The 21,607-nt window shown below is 72.2% G+C and carries 18 protein-coding genes; 11 read left to right on the top strand and 7 right to left on the bottom strand.

Annotated elements, in window-relative coordinates; translation table 11 throughout:
* The first annotated feature begins 97 nt into the window (after positions 1-97).
* Together ACFXB5_RS37315 and ACFXB5_RS37310 are read left to right on the top strand one after the other, a co-directional pair.
* On the top strand, positions 98-460 hold the full coding sequence (locus ACFXB5_RS37315) for a bifunctional 3-phenylpropionate/cinnamic acid dioxygenase ferredoxin subunit (protein WP_385216751.1): 363 nt from the start codon (positions 98-100) through the stop codon (positions 458-460).
* Complete coding sequence (locus ACFXB5_RS37310; protein WP_385216749.1) at positions 457-1,659, top strand: NAD(P)/FAD-dependent oxidoreductase; 1,203 nt, start codon at positions 457-459, stop codon at positions 1,657-1,659. The genes ACFXB5_RS37315 and ACFXB5_RS37310 overlap by 4 nt, the downstream gene beginning before the upstream one ends.
* Here ACFXB5_RS37310 and ACFXB5_RS37305 read toward each other — a convergent pair.
* Entirely contained in the window at positions 1,607-2,035 is a 429-nt protein-coding gene (locus tag ACFXB5_RS37305) for a hypothetical protein (RefSeq protein ID WP_385216747.1), read from the bottom strand. The genes ACFXB5_RS37310 and ACFXB5_RS37305 overlap by 53 nt on opposite strands.
* A gap of 365 nt (positions 2,036-2,400) precedes the next feature.
* On the opposite strand from ACFXB5_RS37305, the gene ACFXB5_RS37300 reads away from it, so the two are divergent.
* From ACFXB5_RS37300 to ACFXB5_RS37285, 4 genes are read left to right on the top strand one after another with little or no spacing between them, the layout of a single operon-like run.
* Positions 2,401-5,139, top strand: a complete 2,739-nt coding sequence (locus ACFXB5_RS37300) for a nitrate- and nitrite sensing domain-containing protein (protein ID WP_385216744.1) — start codon at positions 2,401-2,403, stop codon at positions 5,137-5,139.
* The gene (locus ACFXB5_RS37295) at positions 5,136-5,564 is read left to right on the top strand and encodes a roadblock/LC7 domain-containing protein (RefSeq protein ID WP_201855842.1); all 429 of its coding nucleotides are present in this window, start codon (positions 5,136-5,138) and stop codon (positions 5,562-5,564) included. Before ACFXB5_RS37300 ends, ACFXB5_RS37295 begins: the two co-directional genes overlap by 4 nt.
* Before the next feature lie 15 nt (positions 5,565-5,579).
* Positions 5,580-5,975 carry a DUF742 domain-containing protein gene (locus ACFXB5_RS37290; protein WP_020873579.1) on the top strand — a complete coding sequence of 132 codons (396 nt, stop codon included), beginning with the start codon at positions 5,580-5,582 and terminating at the stop codon, positions 5,973-5,975.
* Positions 5,956-6,546, top strand: coding sequence for an ATP/GTP-binding protein (locus ACFXB5_RS37285; RefSeq protein ID WP_385216740.1), 591 nt, complete (start codon positions 5,956-5,958; stop codon positions 6,544-6,546). Before ACFXB5_RS37290 ends, ACFXB5_RS37285 begins: the two co-directional genes overlap by 20 nt.
* 88 nt (positions 6,547-6,634) lie before the next feature.
* Here the strand turns inward: ACFXB5_RS37285 and glpK are convergent, their stop codons facing one another.
* From glpK to ACFXB5_RS37265, 4 genes are all read right to left on the bottom strand, one after another.
* Positions 6,635-8,167, bottom strand: coding sequence for a glycerol kinase GlpK (gene glpK / locus ACFXB5_RS37280; RefSeq protein ID WP_385216738.1), 1,533 nt, complete (start codon positions 8,165-8,167; stop codon positions 6,635-6,637).
* 14 nt (positions 8,168-8,181) lie between these two features.
* Positions 8,182-8,946 carry an MIP/aquaporin family protein gene (locus ACFXB5_RS37275; RefSeq protein ID WP_201855846.1) on the bottom strand — a complete coding sequence of 255 codons (765 nt, stop codon included), beginning with the start codon at positions 8,944-8,946 and terminating at the stop codon, positions 8,182-8,184.
* Between the two features lie 312 nt (positions 8,947-9,258).
* Complete coding sequence (locus tag ACFXB5_RS37270; RefSeq protein ID WP_385216735.1) at positions 9,259-10,449, bottom strand: lipid-transfer protein; 1,191 nt, start codon at positions 10,447-10,449, stop codon at positions 9,259-9,261.
* Complete coding sequence (locus ACFXB5_RS37265; RefSeq protein ID WP_385216732.1) at positions 10,446-10,949, bottom strand: Zn-ribbon domain-containing OB-fold protein; 504 nt, start codon at positions 10,947-10,949, stop codon at positions 10,446-10,448. The genes ACFXB5_RS37270 and ACFXB5_RS37265 overlap by 4 nt, the downstream gene beginning before the upstream one ends.
* Positions 10,950-11,089: 140 nt before the next feature.
* On the opposite strand from ACFXB5_RS37265, the gene ACFXB5_RS37260 reads away from it, so the two are divergent.
* The 4 genes from ACFXB5_RS37260 to ACFXB5_RS37245 all read left to right on the top strand — a co-directional run bounded on the left by ACFXB5_RS37260 (position 11,090) and on the right by ACFXB5_RS37245 (position 15,158).
* The gene (locus ACFXB5_RS37260; RefSeq protein ID WP_385216729.1) at positions 11,090-12,169 is read left to right on the top strand and encodes an ABC transporter ATP-binding protein; all 1,080 of its coding nucleotides are present in this window, start codon (positions 11,090-11,092) and stop codon (positions 12,167-12,169) included.
* 91 nt (positions 12,170-12,260) lie between these two features.
* On the top strand, positions 12,261-13,442 hold the full coding sequence (locus ACFXB5_RS37255) for an ABC transporter substrate-binding protein (RefSeq protein ID WP_385216726.1): 1,182 nt from the start codon (positions 12,261-12,263) through the stop codon (positions 13,440-13,442).
* Between the two features lies 1 nt (position 13,443).
* The gene (locus ACFXB5_RS37250) at positions 13,444-14,289 is read left to right on the top strand and encodes an ABC transporter permease (protein WP_201855850.1); all 846 of its coding nucleotides are present in this window, start codon (positions 13,444-13,446) and stop codon (positions 14,287-14,289) included.
* A gap of 56 nt (positions 14,290-14,345) precedes the next feature.
* A complete protein-coding gene (locus tag ACFXB5_RS37245; protein WP_385216722.1) occupies positions 14,346-15,158 on the top strand; it encodes an ABC transporter permease in 813 nt (270 codons plus the stop codon).
* A gap of 7 nt (positions 15,159-15,165) precedes the next feature.
* Here ACFXB5_RS37245 and ACFXB5_RS37240 read toward each other — a convergent pair whose 3' ends face one another.
* Complete coding sequence (locus ACFXB5_RS37240) at positions 15,166-15,966, bottom strand: M15 family metallopeptidase (protein WP_385216719.1); 801 nt, start codon at positions 15,964-15,966, stop codon at positions 15,166-15,168.
* Positions 15,967-16,542: 576 nt separating this feature from the next.
* Entirely contained in the window at positions 16,543-19,224 is a 2,682-nt protein-coding gene (locus ACFXB5_RS37235) for a glycoside hydrolase family 31 protein (RefSeq protein ID WP_385216716.1), read from the bottom strand.
* 209 nt (positions 19,225-19,433) lie between these two features.
* Between ACFXB5_RS37235 and ACFXB5_RS37230 the strand changes: the two genes are divergently transcribed.
* Positions 19,434-21,452, top strand: coding sequence for an acetoacetate--CoA ligase (locus ACFXB5_RS37230; protein ID WP_385216714.1), 2,019 nt, complete (start codon positions 19,434-19,436; stop codon positions 21,450-21,452).
* The last annotated feature ends 155 nt before the right edge of the window (positions 21,453-21,607 follow it).

Genomic DNA, 21,607 nt, shown 5'->3' with positions numbered 1-21,607 from the left:
TCTTGACGGCTGCCTTCCCGATCTGGATTCTGTTGCGCATCGCGCTTTTCAGTGCACTATCCACAACGCATGATACCGATCAACGTGAGGGGGGCCAATGATTGCCGTCTGCCGTATCGAGGACCTGCCGGAGGGTGAGTCGGTGCGTATCGAGGCCGGCGATGCCACCGCGCCGATCGCGGTGTTCCACACCGACGGTGCGTTCTACGCCATCGATGACACCTGCAGCCACCAGGACGCCTCCCTCTCCGACGGGTGGCTGGAAGGCTGCTATGTGGAATGCCCGCTGCACGCCGCGCTGTTCGATCTGCGATCCGGCGAGCCGACCTGTCTGCCCGCCCGTAAGCCCGTACGGACCCACGCTGTCACGGTCGTGGACGGAATGCTGTATGTCCACCCCGCGGTGCAGATCGTTCCCGGGCAGCCCGTGCACGCGGCGCCGGAAGAAGCCGTGGCATGACGGCGGTCAGGACGGTCACCGTGGTCGGTGCCTCACTCGCGGGTCTGCACGCGGCACGGGGCCTGCGCGCTCAGGGGTACGACGGGCGGCTGGTCGTCGTCGGTGAGGAGCGCCACCGCCCCTACGACCGCCCGCCGCTGTCCAAGGAGTTCCTGACCGGGGACGGCGACCCGGGCGAGGGGCTGGGCCCGCTCGCCCTCACCGACTCCGAGGAGGAGGCCGAACTGGACGCCGAGTGGCTGCTCGGCGTCCGGGCCGAGGCGCTGGACACCGCGGCCGGGGAGATCCGCCTCACCGGCGGCCGCGCCCTGCGCACCGACGGCGTCGTCATCGCCACCGGCGCCACCCCCAGAACCCTGCCCCTCCCACCGCTGGACGGGGTGCACACCCTGCGCACCCTCGACGACGCGCTCCGGCTCCGCGCCGAGCTCCGCGCGGGCGCCGAGCGGGCGGTGGTGATCGGCGCGGGCTTCATCGGCGCCGAGGTGGCCTCCTCCTGCGCCATCCTCGGGCTCGATGTCACCGTCGTGGAGGCCGCGCCGCTGCCGCTGGTGCCCCAACTGGGCGAGGAGATGGCCCGGGTGTGCGCGGGGCTGCACGCGCGGGGCGGGGCCACCCTGCTGTGCGGCACCGGTGTGGCCGGTCTGCGCGGGGCCGGCCGGGTCACCGGTGTGGAGCTCTCCGACGGGCGGGTGCTGCCCGCCGATGTGGTGGTCGTCGGCGTCGGGGTGCGTCCCGTCACCGAGTGGCTGGAAGGCTCCGGTCTGGCGCTGGACGACGGGGTGCGGTGCGACGCGGGCTGTGTCACCGCGCTGCCCAACGTCGTGGCCGTCGGGGACGTGGCCCGGCTGGCCCAGCCGGGCACCGCCCGCACCGTCCGGGCCGAGCACTGGACCAGCGGCATGCTCCAGGGCGACGTGGCCGCCCGCAATCTGCTCGCCGGGTCCACCGTCGAACGCTTCGACGCGCTCCCCTACTTCTGGTCCGACCAGTACGGTGCGCGCATCCAGTACGCCGGGCGGCGCGAATCCGGGGACACGGTCCGGATCCTCGAGGGGGACCCGGCCGAGGGCGGCGGCTTCCTCGCCGTCTACGAACGGGACGGGATCCCCACCGCCGCCCTCGGGGTGGACCGGCCCCGGCGCTTCATGCGGCTGCGCCGCGAGCTGGCCCGTGCTCCGCAGCCGGCCGGGAGGTGACCGTCGGGTCCGCCTCCTTGGCCCGTTCCCGGCGGCGCTGGCGGCGCATCTCGCGGGCCGTGCTGCTGGGCCGGGACACCACCCCGTAGCGCTGGCGCCAGACCTGCCGGGTCACCCACACGTCCAGCACCCCCCAGGTCGCCACCACCGTGCTCGCCACCGTGGCGAGCACGACGGGGAAGGCGGACCACGAGCCCGCCAGGGTGCACAGCAGGGCGACCATCACCTCCACCAGAGTCACGGCGATGATGATGACCGCCCGCACCGCCGCCGTACGGACGGGATCGGGCAGCCGTCGCCTGCGCGCCGGCTCCTCGGTCCACAACGGCCGGACCCCGTGCGCCGGGATGTCGCGATCCTTGTCCATCGCGTCCATGACGCTCCCACCCCTTTCCATGCTCTGCCCCGGTGCGGCCGAGTCAGATAGCGGGACTTGGGTCGTATGCCCCCCTAGTGTGCCCCGTTGGATCACGAATGGCACCGACCACGGGTTCCCCTGAGGAGGGGAAATCAAGCCAAGCGCGGCCGCATGGCCGCATGCGGTGGCCGGAGGGGAGCGCCGAACAGTGGGGGGTAAGTCGGGGAATCGCCCGACAACTCCCGATCACGGACCGTAAGGGACTCCCTGCATCAAGTGGACACGCCTTCGAACTGTCCAACCGTCAGTAGTAGGCTCGCGCCCGCTCGATGTCGGAACTCGGAACCCCGCACCTGGAATTCGGGGTTGACGTTAGGGAGGCCATGCGCTTTCGCGGTAAGTCCATCCGCAGGAAGATCGTGGCGCTGTTGCTGGTGCCGCTCGTGTCACTGACGGCGATCTGGGCGTTCGCCACGGTGATCACCGGTCGCGAGGCGATACAACTGCTGGACGCTTCCGACATCATCGACAAGGCGGGCCAGCCGGCCGAGGACGCGGTGCACGCCGTCCAGAAGGAGCGCCGGCAGACACTCATCCTGCTGGCCGATCCGCGGCAGTCGGACGCCCTGCCCGTGCTCCACTCCCTGCAGCGCAAGACCGACCAGGCGATCGACAAGCTGCGGGCCGCCCAGTCGGACGGCGATGTGCGCGGCAAGATGAACGACGACTCCGAGGAACAGCTCGACAACATCCTCAAGGCCGCGGACGGACTGGACAGTCTGCGCCGCAAGGTCGAGGACGACGGCATCTCCTCGACCCAGGCGTATGAGTATTACAACAAGCTCGTCGACCTCTCCTACACCTTCCGCAGCTCCCTCCACGCGGTGCCCGACACCGACCTCGACAAACAGGGCCGCGCGCTGGTCGCCATGATCCGCGCCCGGGAGGCGCTCTCCCGCGAGGACGCGCTGTACGTCTCGGCGCTGACGGCGCGCAAGATGACGCTGGCGGACCTCCAGGCGATGTCCGACCTCATCGCCGAGCGCACCCTGCTCTACGAGATCAACCTGCCGATCCTCCCCGACTCCGAGCAGAAGGTCTTCGCCGACTACCGGCGCACCAACGCCGCCCCCGCCGCCCTGCGTGTGGCCGAGGGCAAGATCCTCTCCTCGATGGACCCGGCCACGGCCATCAAGTCGCTGGACCAGGAGCACTGGGAGGCCGCGACCCAGCCCGTCCTCAACGACTACGACCGGCTGGGCGAGGAGGCCACCGACCGGCTCCAGAAGCGCATCGACCCGGTGGCCAGCAGCGTGATGCTCAAGGCGGGCATCGCCGGCATCCTCGGCCTGGTCGCCCTCATCGTCTCCATCTTCGTCTCGTTCCGGATCGGCCGCAGCCTGGTCCGCGATCTGTCCCGGCTGCGCAGGGACGCCCAGGAGGTCGCCAGCGTCCGGCTGCCGAGCGTGATGCGCCGCCTCGGCGCGGGCGAGCAGATCGACGTGGAGACCGAGGCGCCCCGGCTGGACTACGGCCCCGATGAGATGGGCCAGGTCGGCCAGGCCCTCAACACCCTCCAGCGGGCCGCCGTCGAGGCCGCCGTCAAACAGGCCGAACTCCGCCAGGGCGTCTCCGAGGTCTTCGTCAACCTCGCCCGCCGCAGCCAGGTGCTGCTGCACCGTCAGCTCACCCTCCTGGACACCATGGAGCGGCGCACCGAGGACACCGACGAGCTGTCCGACCTGTTCCGCCTGGACCACATGACCACCCGTATGCGGCGGCACGCCGAGGGTCTGGTCATCCTCTCCGGCGCGGCCCCCTCCCGGCAGTGGCGCAAGCCGATCCAGCTGATGGACGTCGTACGCGCCGCCGTCGCCGAGGTGGAGGACTACGAGCGGATCGAGATCCGCCGGCTGCCGCGGATCGCGGTCGTCGGCCCGGCCGTCGGCGACCTCACCCACCTCGTCGCCGAACTCCTGGAGAACGCCACCGTCTTCTCGCCGCCGCACACCGCCGTCCAGGTGCACGGCGAGCGAGTCGCGAAGGGCTTCACCCTGGAGATCCACGACCGAGGTCTCGGCATGACTCCCGACGCGCTGCTGGAGGCCAACCTCCGGCTCGCCGAGACCCCCGAGTTCGAGCTGTCCGACACCGACCGGCTCGGGCTGTTCGTGGTCAGCCGGCTCGCCCAGCGGCAGGGGGTGCGGGTCTCGCTCCAGCCCTCCCCGTACGGCGGCACCACGGCCATCGTGCTCATCCCCTCCAACCTGCTCACCGACGAGGGCACCCGGGGGGACACCGACGGCCGCGACACCGGCGCTCGCGACACCGACGGCCGTGCCACCGGCGGCCGTTACGCCGACACCGCGCGGCGCGGCGTGGGCGACGTCCGGCTCGGGCCCGCCGACGAGGCCGAGCAGGCCTCCCGGCTCGCCTCCCTGACCGCGTCGCTGACACACGAGGCCCCCCACGACGACACGGACGAGGACGACGAAGTGGGCGGCATCTTCCGCGCCCGCGGCCTCAAGACGCGCCAGTCCGTGCGCACCGGACCCGTTCCGTCCACCGTGGAGCAGCATCAGCAGGCTCCGGACGGCCCGGGCCCGGACCCCGAACCGGGCGGCGGCCCCGCGCCGCTGCCCCGCCGTGTCCCGCCGGTTCTGGTCGCCGACCACGGCCGGCCGGTCGAGGGCACGTCCAGCGGACGGCAGGGCCGTCCGCAGGGCCCGGGGCAGCCGTCCTGGGCCGAGTGCTCCGAACGCCAGGCCCAGGGCCAGGGCCGTGACCAGGCCCAGGGCCAGGGCCGTGACCAGGGCCCGCGGCGCACGGGGCCGGAGCGCCGGGGCCCGGAGCAGAGCCCGGTGCCCACCCAGCGGGCGGCCTCCGGCCTCCCCAAGCGGGTACGGCAGGCCAGCCTGGCCCCGCAGCTGAAGAACGATCCCGCACCCCCGACCGATGACGGAGCCACTGCCGAGACCGATCCCGAGCGCGAAGCCGAGCAGGCGAGGGCCACCATGGCCTCGCTCCAACGGGGTTGGCAGCGCGGTCGGCGGCAGTCGGCCACCGGATCCGGAGGCGCGGACGCAAGCCCGGGAACGACATATGAGGGGGACGGTCGATGACCGCATCGAACGCCGCAGCGCCCAACGGAACGCCCAACGCGTCGGGCGAGCTGAACTGGCTGCTGGACGAACTGGTCGGAAGAGTGGGCAGCATCCGCAAGGCACTGGTGCTCTCCGGGGACGGACTCCTCACCGGTGGCTCACGTGATCTGTCCCGGGAGGACGGTGAACACCTGGCCGCCGTGGCCTCCGGCTTCCACAGCCTCGCCAAGGGCGTCGGCCGCCACTTCGACGTCGGCCGGGTCCGGCAGACCATCGTCGAGCTCGACGACGCCTTCCTGTTCGTCACCGCGGCCGGCGACGGCAGCTGTCTCGCCGTCCTGGCGGACGCCGACTCCGATGTGGGCCAGATAGCGTACGAGATGACGCTGCTGGTCAAGCGGGTGGGCGTGCATCTGGGCTCGGCCCCGCGCTCCACCGGGTGACGGAGGCCGGGGGAAATGAGCGGAGACCCGGAGCGCGCCGCCCGGTGGTTCGACGACGCGGCGGGACCGGTGGTCAGGCCCTATGCGATGACGCGGGGACGCACCCGCAGCGCCGCCGAGGAGAAGCTGGATCTGATCGCTGTCGTGGTCGCCGACAGCGCGACCCACCGGACCGTCGCCGACCAGACGCTGTCCCCGGAGCACATCGACATCGTCGAACTGAGCCGGGACAGCCCGCAGTCCGTCGCCGAACTGGCGGCCGAACTCGACCTTCCGATCGGCGTGATCCGTGTGCTCATCGGCGATCTGCTCCACGCCGCACTCGTCCGAGTGTCCCGGCCCGTACCTCCGGCTGAACTGCCGGACGAGAGGATTCTGCGCGAGGTGATCAATGGGCTACGGGCACTCTGACCTGGGCCGCCCTCATATCGTCGAACCGGTCACGCTGAAGATACTGGTGGCCGGCGGCTTCGGGGTGGGCAAGACGACACTGGTGGGCGCGGTCAGCGAGATCAAACCGCTGCGCACCGAGGAGATCCTCACCGAGGCGGGCCGGCCGGTCGACGACATCGCGGGGGTGGAGTCCAAGACGACCACCACCGTCGCCATGGACTTCGGGCGCATCACGCTCCGCGAGGACCTGGTGCTCTACCTCTTCGGCACACCGGGCCAGGACCGCTTCTGGTTCCTGTGGGACGAGCTGGCCACCGGCGCGCTGGGCGCGGTGGTGCTGGCCGACACCCGCCGTCTTGAGGACTGCTTCGCCGCCATCGACTACTTCGAGCGGCGGGACATCGCCTTCACCGTGGCGGTCAACTGCTTCGAGGGGGCCGACCGCTACCCGGAGGACTCGGTGCGGGACGCCCTGGACCTCGACCCGGGCACCCCGGTCGTCCTGTGCGACGCCCGGGAGCGCGAGTCGGCCAAGCATGTGCTGATCTCGGTGGTGGAGCACGCGATGCTGGCTTCCGCGCGGGGCTGAACGGCACGGCCCGCATCCCGCCGTCCGGGGTACGGGCCGCCGTTCGCGCCGGCGGTACGGGCCGCCGTTCGCCGGTGCCGGGGGCGGCTCAGGAGCCCTCGGCCCCTTGCCCTTCCTTGTGCCAGCCGAAGCTGCGCTCCACCGCCATGCGCCAGTTGCCGTACTCGCGCGTCCGCTCCTCCTCGGACATCCGCGGGGTCCACTCGGCATCCCGCTTCCAGTGGGCCCGCAGCTCGTCCAGGTCCTGCCAGGCGCCGGTGGCGAGCCCGGCCGCGTACGCCGCGCCCAGGCAGGTGGTCTCGGCGACCACCGGACGGATCACCGGGACGCCCAGCACATCGGCCTGATGCTGCATCAGCAGGTCGTTGGCGGTCATTCCGCCGTCGACCTTGAGCGTGCTGATCCGCACCCCGGAGTCCTGGTACATCGCGTCGACCACCTCGCGCGTCTGCCAGCTGGTCGCCTCCAGGACGGCACGGGCCAGATGCGCCTTGGTGACATAGCGGGTGAGGCCGGTGATCACACCGCGGGCGTCCGAGCGCCAGTACGGGGCGAACAGCCCCGAGAAGGCCGGGACGATGTACGCCCCGCCGTTGTCGTCCACGCTCGCGGCGAGCGGTTCTATCTCGTCGGCGGAGCGGATGATGCCCAGCTGGTCGCGGAACCACTGCACCAGCGCGCCGGTGATCGCGATCGATCCCTCCAGGCAGTAGACGGGCCGCTCCCCGCCGAGCCGGTAGCCCATCGTGGTCAGCAGCCCGCTCTTGGACGGCACCGGGCGGTCACCGGTGTTCAGCAGCAGGAAGCTGCCGGTGCCATAGGTGTTCTTGGCCTCGCCGACGCCGTAGCAGGTCTGGCCGAAGACGGCGGCCTGCTGATCGCCGAGGGCGGAGGCCACCGGCACACCGGCCAGCTGACCGACCGCCGTGCCGTACACCTCGGCGGAGGAGCGGATCTCCGGCAGCATCGCCTCGGGGAGGCCCATCGTGGAGAGGATCGAGGTGTCCCACTGGAGGGTCCGCAGATCCATGAGCAGAGTGCGTCCGGCGTTGGTCACATCGGTGACGTGCACCCCGCCGTCGGTGCCGCCGGTGAGGTTCCAGATCAGCCAGGAGTCGATGGTGCCGAAGGCGATCTCGCCCATCTCGGCGCGGCGGCGCAGGCCGGGCACATGGTCCAGCAGCCAGGCGGCCTTGGGCCCGGAGAAGTAGCTGGCCAGCGGCAGTCCGGTGGTGTCCCGGAAGCGGTCCTGCCCCACCTCGCCGCCGAGTTCCTCGCACAGGCCGGAGGTGCGGGTGTCCTGCCAGACGATCGCGTTGTGCACCGGTTTGCCGGTGCGGCGGTCCCACAGGACCGTCGTCTCGCGCTGGTTGGTGATGCCCAGCGCGGTCAGCTCGTCGGCCCGCAGCCCCGCCTTGGCCAGCGCACCGGCCACCACGGCCTGCACCTTGGACCAGATCTCGGTGGCGTCGTGCTCCACCCAGCCGGGCTTGGGGAAGATCTGGCGGTGCTCGCGCTGGTCGACGGCGACGATCGCGCCGTTCCGGTCGAAGATGATGCAGCGGCTGGAGGTGGTGCCCTGGTCGATCGCGGCGACGTAGGTGTCCGTCGGATGCGGCATGGCGTCTCCTTCGGTCAGAAGGCTGCGTTGAAGACGAGACCCGCCAGCACGGCCCCGATCAGCGGGCCCACCACCGGTATCCAGGCGTAACCCCAGTCCGAGGTGCCCTTGTTGGGGATGGGCAGCAGGGCGTGGGCGAGGCGCGGCCCGAGGTCGCGCGCCGGGTTGATGGCGTAGCCGGTGGGCCCGCCCAGGGAGAGGCCGATGCCGACCACCAGGAAGGCGACGAGCAGGACGGAGATGCCCGAGCCGAGGACCACGGTGCCGCCCCCCTCGGTGACCGGGCCGATCCCGATGCCGTCGACCTGGCCGAACGCGAGCAGCGGCAGCACCAGCGCGGCGGTCGCGATGATCTCGGTCACGAGGTTGGCCACCGGGTTACGGATCTCCGGGACGGTGGAGAAGACCCCGAGCGTGGGCAGGGCGGTCTTCTCATCGGCGTTGGCGGCGAACTGCGCGTAGTACAGCCCCCAGGTCAGCACCGCGCCGATCACGGCGCCCACCAGCTGCCCGAGGATGTAGAGCGGCACCTTGTCCCAGTCGCCGGTGTCCACGGCGACGCCCACGGTCACCGCGGGATTGAGATGGGCGCCGGACAGCGGGGCCGCGGTGTACGCGCCGGCCATGACGCCGAAGCCCCAGCCGAAGGCGATCACGATCCACCCGGCCGACTTGGCCTTGGAGTAGTTCAGAGTGACGGCGGCGCACACGCCAGCCCCGAAGAGAATCAGTATCGCGGTGCCGATGACCTCACCGGTGAAGATGTCCCCATTGCTCATGGCGGCTCCTAGGACCTCGCCCGGGGCGGACGGCCCCGGTCCTCCGTGCTGGGTCGTTTCGAGCGTGCGGGTGCATCGGAATCGCCCATGGGGGGTGACCGTGGAGAGAGCCTGCGCGCGGCGACGCCGACTGACACCGCAGCAGTGTTCACCGGTGGTCAGGGGGCGTCAAGGTGATGGACGGCAACGGTGTTCGTGACAACCGTAAGGGCGTTGCCCCGGTATCGCCGCGCACCCGGGCACCACTTGGGCACCGGGCGGTCACTCAAGGGACACCCGGCAGCCACCGGAGAGTCGCCGCTCGGGCGCCGCTCAGCGGACCGCGACGACCGACGAGCCGTGCCCGAACAGCCCCTGGTTGACGGTGATTCCGGCGCGCGCCCCGGGCACCTGCCGCTCGCCCGCCTGCCCGCGCAGCTGCCAGGTCAGCTCGCACACCTGGGCGATGGCCTGTGCCGGAACCGCCTCCCCGAAGGACGCCAGCCCCCCGCTCGGATTGACCGGAATCCGCCCGCCCGGAGCCGTCGCCCCCTCGCGGAGCAGCTTCGCGCCCTCCCCGGGCGCGCACAGCCCCAGGTCCTCGTACCACTCCAGCTCCAGGGCGGTGGACAGGTCGTACACCTCGGCCAGCGACAGATCCTCCGGCCCGAGACCCGCCTCCTCGTACGCCGCCCGCGCGATGGAGGGCCGGAACGGATCGGGCGCGGGGGAGCCCGGCGGGGCGGAGTCGGTGGCGATGTCCGGCAGGTCCAGCGCGGTGCGCGGATGGGTGGGGGAGACCGACGAGACGGCGCGGATGCGGACCGGGCGCGCCATCCCGAGCCGCCGCGCCGTCTCCACGCTGCCGAGCACCAGCGCCGCCGCCCCGTCGGAGGTCGCGCAGATGTCCAGCAGCCGCAGCGGATCGGCGACGACCGGCGACGCGGCGACCTCCTCGGCGGTGACGGGGGAGCGGTAGCGGGCGTACGGATTGGTGGCGCCCACGGCCGCGTTCTTCACCTTCACCCGCGCGAAGTCCTCGGCCGTGTCGCCGTACAGCGCCATCCGGCGGCGCGCCCAGAGCGCGAAATAGGCGGGGTTGGTGGCGCCCAGCACCCGGAAGCGCAGCCAGTCCGGATCGTCCGGCCGCTCGCCGCCCACGGGGGCGAAGAACCCTTTGGGCGCCGCGTCGGAGCCCACCACCAGAACGGTGTCCGCCATCCCGGACAGGATCTGGGCGCGGGCGGTGTCGATGGCCCGCGCGCCGGACGCGCAGGCCGCGTACACGCTGGTGACACGGGCGCCCTGCCAGCCCAGCGCCTTGGCGAAGGTCGCGCCCGCGACCTGCCCCGGATAGCCGCAGCGCACGGTGTTGGCGCCGACCACGGACTGGATCGCGGACCACTCGAGTCCGGCGTCCGCGAGCGCGGCCCGCGCCGCCTTCGTGCCGTACTCCACGAAGCCGCGGCCCCACTTCCCCCAGGGGTGCATCCCGGCGCCGAGCACCGCCACCTCACCGGTCATGACGCCTCCCCGGGAACGGGCCGCTCGTCGGGAACGGACCGCTCGTCGGGCACCGGCCCCTCCTCGGGGACGGGCCGCCAGTGCCAGGTGGTGAGGGTGCGCCCGTCCTCCTCGGCCAGCACCCCCGGCACCACCTCGACCTCCATGCCGACGGCCAGATCGGCCAGGGTCACCCCGGGGGCGCCCTGGCCCAGCACCACCATCCGCTCGGCGGCCAGTTCCACGGCGATCAGTGTGTACGGCCGCCATGTGCGCTCGGGGTCGGACGGATAGGGGGCGGGTGGCCGGTAGCGGCCGTCGGTGTAGGACCACACCCGCCCGCGGCGGGACAGCGGAACCTCCGCCAGCTCGGTGCCCGCACAGCCCGGCGCACGGCAGAAGGCGTCCTCACGGGGGAAGTACACCGCCCCGCAGTCCCGGCAGCACGTCCCCAGCAGCCGGAACTCCCCGCCCTCGGCGGTGAACCACCCGTCGACCACGGGCTCTCGCGTGGGGGACACGGCCCCTCCCGATACCTGGTAACTGACGATGTGTCAGAAGTGTGGCACGGGGACCGCGGCGCGCGTAACCCCGGTACAGTGACCGCGATCACAGGCCGCGATCACGGGCCTGATCAGCCGAAGGGCGAGGGGAGCGGTCGGTGGCGGAGACGGAGACCAGGACGCGGACCGGGACCACGACGACGCGCACGGCCGTCCGGCTCGAGGCCGTCACCAAGGACTTCGGGGCGGTGCGCGCGGTGGACGCCGTCGATCTCACCGTCCGCGAGGGCGAGTTCTTCTCGCTGCTCGGCCCCTCCGGCTCGGGGAAGACCACCCTGCTGCGGCTGGTCGCGGGGTTCGAACAGCCCACCGCGGGGCGTATCGAACTCGCCGGGGACGACGTCACCGCGACGCCCCCCAACCGCCGCGACGCGCACACCGTCTTCCAGGACTACGCGCTCTTCCCGCATATGAGCGTCGAGCAGAACGTGGCCTACGCCCTGACCGTGCGCGGCGTCCGCAAGACCGAGCGGCTCGCCCGCGCCCGCGAGGCGCTGACCACCGTACGGTTGGACGGCTTCGCCACCCGCCGCCCCGCCGAGCTCTCCGGCGGCCAGCGCCAGCGCGTCGCCCTCGCCCGCGCCCTCGTCGACCGGCCCGCCGTGCTGCTGCTCGACGAACCGCTCGGCGCGCTCGACCTGGCGCTGCGGCAGGAGATGCAGACCGAGCTCAAGGAGCTACAGCGGACCACCGGGATCACCTTCCTCCTGGTCACCCACGACCAGGACGAGGCGCTGACCATGAGCGACCGCATCGCCGTGGTCCGCGACGGCCGGATCGAGCAGACCGGCCCGCCGGTCGAGGTGTACGAACGCCCCGCCACCGCCTTCGTCGCGGGCTTCGTCGGCACCACCAACCTGCTGCGCGGCGAGGCCGCGGTGCGTGTCGTGGGCCGCCCCGGCACATACTCCATCCGGCCCGAGCGGATCCTGCTCACGGACCCCGCGGAGCCGCCCGCCGAAGCCGCGGCATCCTCCGACGGCCGACGGACCGTCACGGGGCGCGTCACCGACATCGTGCACGCCGGGGCGCACACCCGCTTCACCATCGCGCTTCCGCACGGCGACCGGCTCACCGTGCTCCGCCAGAACCTCACCGGACTCCCTCAATCCGCCCGCCCGGACGGCGAGATCGGGCTGTCCTGGGACGAGAAGGACGCCTTCCCGGTGCCGAGTTGACCTTGTCATTGCCGAAGGCACCCTGGCGAGGGCCTACCGCCGGCCCGATACTGGCCGGGCCTCAAGTGCCTAGTGGGACGAGGAGGACCGGATGCGGAAACGGAAGACGTCTGCGTGGAGGTCCGCGGCCGCCGTCTGCGCGCTGCTGCTGACCGCCGCCGGGTGCGGCTCGGGCGGCGACGACGACAAGGGCGGCCACGCACCCGACAAACTCGGCAAGGGCGAGGGCAAGGTCAACGTCATCGCCTGGGCCGGCTACGCCGAGGACGGCTCCAACGACCCGAAGGTGGACTGGGTTCACCCGTTCGAGAAGAAGACCGGCTGCCAGGTGAACACCAAGACGGCCGGCACCTCCGACGAGATGGTCTCGCTGATGAAGACCGGGCAGTACGACACGGTCTCCGCCTCCGGTGACGCCACCCTGCGCCTCATCGCCTCCGGCGACGCGGCCCCCGTCAACACCAAGCTGGTCCCCAACTACAAGGACATCTTCCCGGCGCTCAAAAACCAGCCGTTCAACTCCAAGGACGGCCGGATGTACGGCATTCCGCACGGCCGGGGCGCCAACCTCCTGATGTACCGAACCGACAAGGTGAAGCCCGCGCCCGACTCCTGGCGCGCCGTCTTCGACGACTCCGCGCGGTACTCCGGGCACGTCACCGCCTACGACTCGCCCATCTACATCGCCGACGCCGCGCTCTATCTGATGCGCGCCAAGCCCTCGCTCGGCATCAAGAACCCCTACGCGCTCGACCAGAAGCAGCTCGACGCGGCCGTATCCCTGCTGAAGAAGCAGCACAAGGCGGTGGGGGAGTACTGGAGCGACTACCAGAAGGAGATCACCGCCTTCAAGGGCGGCGACAGCGTTATCGGCACCACCTGGCAGGTCATCGCCAACCTCACCGAGGCCGAGAAGGCCCCGGTCAAGGCGGTGCTCCCCAAGGAGGGCGCCACCGGCTGGTCCGACACCTGGATGGTGTCGGCCAAGGCCGAGCACCCCAACTGCGCCTACAAGTGGCTCGACTGGATCGTTTCGCCCAAGGTCAACGCCCAGGTCGCCGAGTACTTCGGCGAGGCTCCGGCCAACCGTAAGGCGTGCGCCGAGACCTCCGACCCGAACCACTGCGCGATCTTTCACGCGGACGACGAGAAGTACTTCCAGCGCGTCCACTTCTGGACCACGCCCATCAAGGAGTGCCTCGACGGCCGTAAGGACGCCACCTGCACCGACTACGCCCAGTGGACCCGGGCCTGGACGGAGGTCAAGGGCTGAGATGCCCGCCGCGCCCACCCCAGGCTCGCGGCTGCGCCTCACCGCGCTCCTCGCCCCGCCCCTGCTCTGGCTGACCCTGGCCTATCTGGGCTCGCTCGCCATCCTGCTGCTGTCGGCCTTCTGGGCCACCGACTCCTTCACCTCCGACGTCGTCCACACCTGGAACACCGACAACTTCCACGAGCTGCTGACCACCCCCGTCTACCGCACCATCGCCCTGCGCACCCTGTCCATCGCGGTCGCCGTCACCGTCATCGACGCGCTCGTCGCCCTGCCCATGGCGTTCTGCATGGCGCGGGTCGCGGGGCGGCGGTGGCGGCGGCCGCTGCTGGTCGCCGTGCTCACCCCGCTGTGGGCCGGCTATCTGGTCAAGGCGTACGCCTGGCGGGTCATGCTCGGCGAGGACGGCGTCGTGGGCGCCGCCCTCGCCCCGTTCGGGCTGCACGGGCCCGGCTACGGCACCACCGCCGTCGTCATCGTGCTCGCCTACCTCTGGCTGCCGTACATGATCCTTCCGGTGTACGCGGCCCTCGAACGGCTCCCCGAGCGGATGCTGGAAGCCTCGGCCGACCTCGGCGCCGGCGCGTGGCGGACCCTGCGCTCCGTCGTCCTGCCCGCCGTACGCCCCGCCGTGCTCGCCGGATCCGTCTTCACCTTCTCGCTCAGCCTGGGCGACTACCTCACCGTGCAGATCGTCGGCGGCAAGACCCAGCTGCTGGGCAATGTCATCGCCTCACAGGTCACCCTGGACCTGCCGATGGCCGCCGCGCTCTCCGCCGTACCCGTGGTCCTCATCGTCTGCTACCTGGCCGCCGTACGCCGTGCGGGCGCCCTCGACTCGCTCTAGTTCCTCTAGTCCCTCTGGCTGCTCCCGTCGCTCCAGTCGCCCCAGGAGGTGGGCCCATGCGTCTCTCGCGCACCGCCCGAGTGGTCCTCGGCTGCGTCACCGCGGCCGGCCTCGCGATCGTCTACGTCCCCCTGCTGCTGGTGCTGCTCAACTCCTTCAACGCCGACCGCTCCTTCGGCTGGCCGCCCAGCGGCCTCACCGGCCGCTGGTGGCGGGCCGCCCTGCACAGCGACGGCGCCCGCGAGGCCCTGCTCACCTCGCTCAAGGCCGGACTCGCCGCCACCGCGATCGCCCTGGTACTCGGCACCCTCGCCGCGTACGCCGTCCACCGCCACCGCTTCTTCGGGCGGCGGACCGTGTCCTTCCTGCTCGTCCTGCCGATCGCGCTGCCCGGCATCGTCAGCGGCATCGCCCTCAACGCCGCCTTCCGCACCGTCCTCGACCCGATCGGCATCGGCTTCGGCCTGTTCACGGTGGTCGTCGGGCACGCCACGTTCTGCGTCGTCATCGTCTTCAACAACATCGGCGCCCGGCTGCGCCGTATCGCGCCCTCCCTGGCCGAGGCGTCCGCCGACCTCGGGGCGCGCTCCTGGCAGACCTTCCGGTACGTCACCTTCCCGGCCATGCGCTCGGCGCTCTTCGCGGGCGGGCTGCTGGCCTTCGCGCTCTCCTTCGACGAGATCGTCGTCACGACCTTCACCGCCGGGCCCGGCACCCGCACCCTGCCCATCTGGATCTACGAGAACCTGGCCCGCCCCCACCAGGCCCCCGTCGTCAACGTCGTCGCCGCGCTGCTCATCCTGGCGTCCGTGGTGCCCGTGTACATCGCCCAGCGGCTGTCCTCGGACACGGCGGGTGGACGGCTGTGAGGCCCGCTCAGCCGGTCAGCGAGCGGCGCGAGACGGGAAAGTCGAAGTAGGTGTCCGGGAACAGCTCCGGCTTGAAGGTGTAGTGCCACCACTCCTCGGCCAGATTGACGAACCCGAGCTTCTCCAACGTCCCCTTGAGCAGCAGCCGGTTGGCCCGCTGCACACCCTTGATCCGCGGATCGAGCGTATGCGAGCGCGTGTCGAAGCAGTCGTAACCGGTGCCCATGTCCACGGAGTTGTCCGGGAAGCGGTCCTTCTTGGCCGCGTAACACGGCACCAGCTTCTCGCCCGGCACATACGGGCGCGTGGGCAGCGCGGGCAGCCGCGCGATCGTCAGATCCACCGTGCTGCCCCGGCTGTGCCCCGACTTCTCGGCGATGTACCCGTCCTCGAACAGCCGCGTCTTGTCGACCTCCGGATAGAACTCGCCCTTCATCCGCTGATCGCCCAGGTCCTTGGCCCACTCCACGAAGTCGTTCACCGCGCGCTGCGGCCGATAGCAGTCGTACACCTTCAAGGTGTAGCCGCGCCGCAGCAGTTGACGCTGCGCCCGATGCAGCGCCTCGGCGGCCGGACGGGTCAGGACGCACATCGGCCGCCGATAGCCGTCCACCGGATCACCGGTGAAGTTGTGCGGCGTGAAGTAGCGGATCTCCTGCCGAATCGTCGGATCGACGTCCCGGAGAGCCACGAACTCCTTCGGAGCCTTGGGCTCCGCCTTCGCCCGCGCCGGGGTGTACGGCGCGACGGCCAGCAGAGCGGCAACGGGCAGAACGAGCGCACGCAGCGCGACGGCGAGTCTTGGCATGCCCATCACTTATCCCACCCCGAGAAGCGAAAACAAGCCCGCGTCCGAGGGGGCATCCCTTGGCGCCGTTGCCGCGGGGTCTCGGCGTGGCGGTCGGCTTCCTGCGGGGGCCGCCTCGGCCTGCGGTGCCGGGACCGGCTCCGGCGTCCTGGCATCCTGGTGTCCTGGCGCGTCTGTGGGATGCGCCCGGTCGGTGTTCGCGGTCGCGAGCCCGCACTGCGGGGTGCTCTTGGCGCTGTTGCCGTGGGGTCTCCGCGTGGCGGTCGGCTTCTTGCGGGGGCTGCCTTGGCCTGCCGTGTCGCGACCGGTCCTGGTGTCCCGGCGCCCTGGCCGGCCGGCGCGGCCTGCTTGCGCCGGTGCCCTCTTGCCGGGGCATGCCTTCGCCGAGCCGTCGCGGTCCGCTGCCGACCATCGCGCGGTGGTCCGGGGCAGCCGGCCTTTCGCCGGGGTGCGCTTGGGCCCTCGCCCGCTTCCGTTGGGCCGCGGCCCGACTCCGGTGGGCCCGGGGGAGCGCACAAGGGCGGCGGCCTGCCCGGTTGCCACCTGGGGCGGCGCCCTGGGCAGACCGCGCCGCGGTCAGCTCGCTCGGGGGCCGCGGCGGTCCTCCGAGGGTGGGGCCTCGCCTCGTACTCGTATCGGGTAGCCCACCTCGCCGCCGCCCTCGAGCTCGATCGTCACCTCGCCGTCCCGCAGCCGGGTGGCGAAGCGCAGCAGTTCCGGCTTCTCCCAGCCGTCGCCCTTGTCCACGGCCAGCGTGCCCGCGCCCGCGCCCTTGCGGCCCTGGGACGGGGTCCACACCTCCAGCTCCACCCCGCCGCCCGGCGCCGCCACCGGTACCACCGAACCGGCCCGCGCCAGCACCGGGATGCCCGACAGGGGAGCGTCCAGCACCACCTGGCCGGGGCCGTGGTACGCCCGGCCGGTCACCGTGTCGTACCAGCGGCCGCGCGGCAGCCGGACCGGGCGGCGGCGGGCGCCCTCCTCCAGCACCGGCGCCACCAGCAGCGCGTCCCCCAGCAGAAAGGCGTCCTCGCAGTCGCGCAGCGCCCGGTCCTTGGGCGTCCGCCACCACACCGGCCGCACATACGGGGCGCCGGTGCGCGCGGCCAGCTGCGCCAGTGTGGTGAAGTACGGCAGCAGCCGCTGCCGTTCGCGCAGGGCCGCCGCCGCGTGCTCCAGCACCCGCGCGCCGAACTCCCACGGCTCCCGCCGCCCCGCGGAGATCGCCGAGTGGGTGCGGAACAGCGGCAGATACGCGCCCAGCTGGAACCAGCGCAGATACAGCTCCGGTGAGGGAGAGCCGGTGAAGCCACCGATGTCGGGCCCCGAATACGGCACCCCGGACAGGCCAAGCCCGATCACCAGCGACAGCGAGGCCCGCAGCCCCGCCCAGCCCGTGGCCACATCGCCGGACCAGCTGCCCCCGTACCGCTGCAGCCCCGCCCACCCCGAGCGCGAGAAGAGGAACGGCCGCTCGTCGGGGCGCAGCTCGCACAGCCCCTCGTAGCCCGCCCGCGCCATCGCCAGCCCGTAGACGTTGTGCGCCTCGCGGTGGTCGCCGCCCCGGCCCTCCAGGGCGTGGCGGGCCGAGCGCGGCAGCGTGGTCTCCCCGAAGGCGGCGAACGACACCGGCTCGTTCATGTCGTGCCACACCCCGGAGAAGCCCTGCGCCAGCCGCTCCGCGTACAGCCCGCCCCACCACTTGCGCACCCGCGGATCGGTGAAGTCGGGGAACGCCGACTCGCCCGCCCACACCACTCCGCGCACCTCACGCCCCCGGGCGTCGCGTACGAAGACGTCGTCCGCCGCCCCGCTCTCGTACACCGTGTTGTCCGGCTCCGCCTTCACCGCGGGGTCGACGATCGACACCAGCCGCACCCCGTCCTCGAGCAACTCGGCGGCGAGCCCCGGCAGATCGGGGAAGCGCGTGCCGTCCACCGTGAACACCCGGTGGCCGAGGAGGTGGTCGATGTCCAGATGGAGCGCGGACAGCGGCAGATCCCGCTCCCGGTAGCCCGCCACCACCCGCCGGACCTCCGCCGCGTCGTGGAACCCCCAGCGCGCGTGGTGATGGCCGAGCGCCCACCGCGGCGGCACCGCCGGGGCGCCGGTCAGCGCCGTCCAGCCGTTCAGCACCCGCGCCGGGGTGGTGCCCACGATCACCCAGTAGCGCAGCGGTCCGCCCTCCATCCGCGTCCGGCAGCAGCCGGGCCGGTCATGGCCGGAGCCCGCGCCCTCCTCGCCCTCCCGCAGGGTGACCGTGCCGTCCCAGGAGTTGTCGTGGAACACCAGATGGGTGCCCGCGTCGGCCACCACGAGCTGCACCGGCATGGTCAGATACAGCGGATCGTCCCCCGGCTCGAAGCTGCCGCCCGGATCGGTGTTCCACAGCCGGTACACCCCGTCCCGCAGCCGGGGCCCCGAGGCCCGTCCGCCGAGCCCGAAGAAGCGCGCGTCCGCGGCCACTTCGGACAGCTGGAGCCAGCGTGCGCCCTCCCCGCCCAGCCCCGGCCCGAGCCCTGGCTCCGCGGGTCCGGGCGCCGCCCCCGGCTCCGGCTCCGAGGACCCCGCTCCCGGCTCCATGAGCCTTGGCTCTGCACCCGGCTCCGCGAGCCGTGGCGCGGCGGAACCCGTCCCCAGCCCCGGCGCGGCGAGGCCCACCCCCAGCCCCGGCGCGGCGGATCCCGTCCCCGGCGCCGACTCCGCGGACCCCGGCCCGAGACCTGACCCCGCTCCGAGACCTGACCCCGCTCCCGGCCCCGCCGGCCCCCGCGCCCCGGCCGGCTCCCACCACCGCGGCGGCAGATCCCGCCGCAGCACCACCCCGCCCGGGGTACGCACCTCCACCGTGCCGGTCCGCCCCACCATCACCGTGACCCGTTCGGACACCACCCGCCAGCCGCCATCGGTGTCCGGCTCCAGCGCCGCCCGCTCGTCCGCCTCAGGGCAGGGCCCGTCCAGCGCGTACGACGGCTCCGGCTCGGCCCCGTCCCAGCCGCAGAACACCGCGCCGCCCGTGGTCACCCGCACCCGCAGCGAGGACCGCGCGAACCGCACCACCCCGCCCCCCGGCTCCGGATCGGCCCCCTGCACCGCACCCGGCACCCGGGCCAGCTCGGTGCCCCGGCGGGGCAGCCCGGCCGCGTCGGAACGCCGACGCCGCCAGGCCGAGCGCAGTGACCGCAGTCCCTGCGCGGTGCAGAGCACCCTCACCCACCGCACCAGCTTCTCCGACCGCACCAGGTCACGCGCATCCATACTGATCAGCCTGCCATTGCCGAAGCCCGGCAGAGACATGGTTCAACTGCCGTTCACCTGTGGTCCTCGCACATGATCCCGCCCTGTGATGTGGAGTGGCGCCCCTGGTGCGGGAGTCGATCACATGGCATCGTCCTGACCGGACGCATACGAGGCGGACGTGCCACTCACGGACACATCCGACGCGGACAGCCCGGGAGCCGACACCCATGACCACCGCAGCCCACTCCGACCACCGGCCGCACCCCCTGTGGCAGCCCGGCGCGGACCGGATCACCCGGTCCCGGCTGACCGCCTTCCACGCCTGGGCGGCCGAGCGTCACGGCGCCCCCGCGCCCGTCCCGGACGACCCGACCGCGAGCTACGCCGCGCTGCACCGCTGGTCGGTGGCGGAGCTGGAGACCTTCTGGCGGGCGGTCGCCGAATGGTTCGAGGTGCGCTTCGCCACCCCGTACGAGCGGGTGCTCGCGGACGCCACCATGCCCGGCGCCCGCTGGTTCCCCGGCGCCACCCTCAACTACGCCGAGCACGCCCTGCGCGCCGCCGAGGACCCCGCCCGTGCTGACGACCCCGCGCTGCTCCACGTCGACGAGGTCCACGACCCGCGCCCGGTCAGCTGGGCCGAGCTACGCGGCCAGGTCGGCGCGGTCGCCGCCGAGCTGCGCCGCCTCGGCGTCCGCCCGGGCGACCGGGTCAGCGGCTACGTCCCGAACATTCCCCAGGCCACCGTGGCCCTCCTGGCCGCCGCCGCCGTCGGCGCCGTATGGACCTCCTGCGCCCCCGATTTCGGCGCCCGCAGCGTCCTGGACCGCTTCCAGCAGGTCGAACCGGTGGTGCTCTTCACCGTCGACGGCTACCGCTACGGCGGAAAGACCCACGACCGCACCGCCACCGTGACCGAGCTGCGCGCCGAGCTGCCCAGCCTGCGCGCCGTCGTCCACATCCCGCTGCTGGGCACGCCCGCCCCCGAGTCCACGCTGCTGTGGGACGACATCGTCCGCGAACCGGTGGAACCGGTCTTCGAACAGCTCCCCTTCGACCACCCCCTGTGGGTGCTCTACTCCTCCGGCACCACCGGCCTGCCCAAGGCGATCGTCCAGTCCCAGGGCGGCATCCTGCTCGAACACCTCAAGCAGCTCGGCCTCCACTGCGACCTCGGCCCCGACGACCGCTTCTTCTGGTACACCTCCACCGGCTGGATGATGTGGAACTTCCTGGTGTCCGGGCTGCTGGTCGGCGCCACCGTCGTCCTCTACGACGGCAGCCCCGGCTACCCGGACACCGCCGCCCAGTGGCGCGTCGCCGAACGCACCGGCACCACGCTCTACGGCACCTCCGCCGCGTACGTCATGGCCTGCAACAAGGCCGACGTCCACCCCGGCCGCGACTTCGACCTCTCCGCCGTGAAATGCGTGGCCACCACCGGATCCCCGCTGCCGCCCGACGGCTTCCGGTGGATCCACGACGAGGTGGCCGAGGACATGTGGATCGCCTCCGTCAGCGGCGGCACCGACGTGTGCAGCTGCTTCGCGGGCGCCGTGCCCACCCTCCCCGTCTACATCGGCGAGCTCCAGGCCCCCGGCCTGGGCACCGACCTCCAGGCGTGGGACCCACAGGGCGAACCGGTGGTCGACGAGGTCGGCGAACTGATCGTGGCCAGCCCCATGCCGTCGATGCCCGTCCGCTTCTGGAACGACCCCGACGGCATCCGCTACCGCGACAGCTACTTCGAGATGTTCCCCGGCGCCTGGCGCCACGGCGACTGGATCACCCTGACCTCCCGCGGCACCGTGATCATCCACGGCCGCTCCGACTCCACCCTCAACCGCCAGGGCGTCCGAATGGGCTCCGCCGACATCTACGAGGCGGTCGAACGCCTCCCGGAGATCCGCGAATCCCTCGTCATCGGCGTCGAACAACCCGACGGCGGCTACTGGATGCCCCTCTTCGTCCACCTGGCCCCCGGCGCCACCCTGAACGAAGAACTCCTCACCCGCATCAAGACCACCATCCGGACCCAGCTCTCCCCCCGCCACGTCCCCGACGAGGTCATCGAGGTCCCCGGCGTCCCCCACACCCTCACCGGCAAACGCATCGAAGTCCCGGTCAAGCGCCTCCTCCAGGGCACGTCCCTGGACAAGGCGGTCAACCCGGGCTCGGTGGACGATGTGGAACTGCTGCGGTACTACGAGCGCTTGGCCCAGGAGAGGGGCGGCGCGGGGGCTTAAGCTTTCAGCCCCTCCGGGGCTTGAGGAGTCCCACCTCAGCCCCTCCGGCGTTTGAGGAGCCTCACCCCAGTCCCTCCCGGGCATGAGGAGTCCCACGTCAGGCCCTCCAGCGATTGAGGGGCGGGGCCCAGCGGCGGAGCCCCGGCGGGGGGGCG

The sequence above is a fragment of the Streptomyces sp. NPDC059455 genome (assembly GCF_042750115.1).
GTDB lineage: Bacteria > Actinomycetota > Actinomycetes > Streptomycetales > Streptomycetaceae > Streptomyces > Streptomyces endocoffeicus.
The sequence above is the reverse complement of the archived record's forward strand: the minus strand, read 5'-3'. Positions and strand labels throughout refer to the sequence as shown.

Bases quoted from the DNA above. Each gene is read 5' to 3' on its own strand.
- ACFXB5_RS37315 (WP_385216751.1), top strand. From the start codon at position 98: ATGATTGCCGTCTGCCGTATCGAGGACCTGCCGGAGGGTGAGTCGGTG.
- ACFXB5_RS37310 (WP_385216749.1), top strand. From the start codon at position 457: ATGACGGCGGTCAGGACGGTCACCGTGGTCGGTGCCTCACTCGCGGGT.
- ACFXB5_RS37305 (WP_385216747.1), bottom strand. From the start codon at position 2,035: ATGGACGCGATGGACAAGGATCGCGACATCCCGGCGCACGGGGTCCGG.
- ACFXB5_RS37300 (WP_385216744.1), top strand. From the start codon at position 2,401: ATGCGCTTTCGCGGTAAGTCCATCCGCAGGAAGATCGTGGCGCTGTTG.
- ACFXB5_RS37295 (WP_201855842.1), top strand. From the start codon at position 5,136: ATGACCGCATCGAACGCCGCAGCGCCCAACGGAACGCCCAACGCGTCG.
- ACFXB5_RS37290 (WP_020873579.1), top strand. From the start codon at position 5,580: ATGAGCGGAGACCCGGAGCGCGCCGCCCGGTGGTTCGACGACGCGGCG.
- ACFXB5_RS37285 (WP_385216740.1), top strand. From the start codon at position 5,956: ATGGGCTACGGGCACTCTGACCTGGGCCGCCCTCATATCGTCGAACCG.
- glpK (WP_385216738.1), bottom strand. From the start codon at position 8,167: ATGCCGCATCCGACGGACACCTACGTCGCCGCGATCGACCAGGGCACC.
- ACFXB5_RS37275 (WP_201855846.1), bottom strand. From the start codon at position 8,946: ATGAGCAATGGGGACATCTTCACCGGTGAGGTCATCGGCACCGCGATA.
- ACFXB5_RS37270 (WP_385216735.1), bottom strand. From the start codon at position 10,449: ATGACCGGTGAGGTGGCGGTGCTCGGCGCCGGGATGCACCCCTGGGGG.
- ACFXB5_RS37255 (WP_385216726.1), top strand. From the start codon at position 12,261: ATGCGGAAACGGAAGACGTCTGCGTGGAGGTCCGCGGCCGCCGTCTGC.
- ACFXB5_RS37250 (WP_201855850.1), top strand. From the start codon at position 13,444: ATGCCCGCCGCGCCCACCCCAGGCTCGCGGCTGCGCCTCACCGCGCTC.
- ACFXB5_RS37245 (WP_385216722.1), top strand. From the start codon at position 14,346: ATGCGTCTCTCGCGCACCGCCCGAGTGGTCCTCGGCTGCGTCACCGCG.
- ACFXB5_RS37240 (WP_385216719.1), bottom strand. From the start codon at position 15,966: ATGCCAAGACTCGCCGTCGCGCTGCGTGCGCTCGTTCTGCCCGTTGCC.
- ACFXB5_RS37235 (WP_385216716.1), bottom strand. From the start codon at position 19,224: ATGGATGCGCGTGACCTGGTGCGGTCGGAGAAGCTGGTGCGGTGGGTG.
- ACFXB5_RS37230 (WP_385216714.1), top strand. From the start codon at position 19,434: ATGACCACCGCAGCCCACTCCGACCACCGGCCGCACCCCCTGTGGCAG.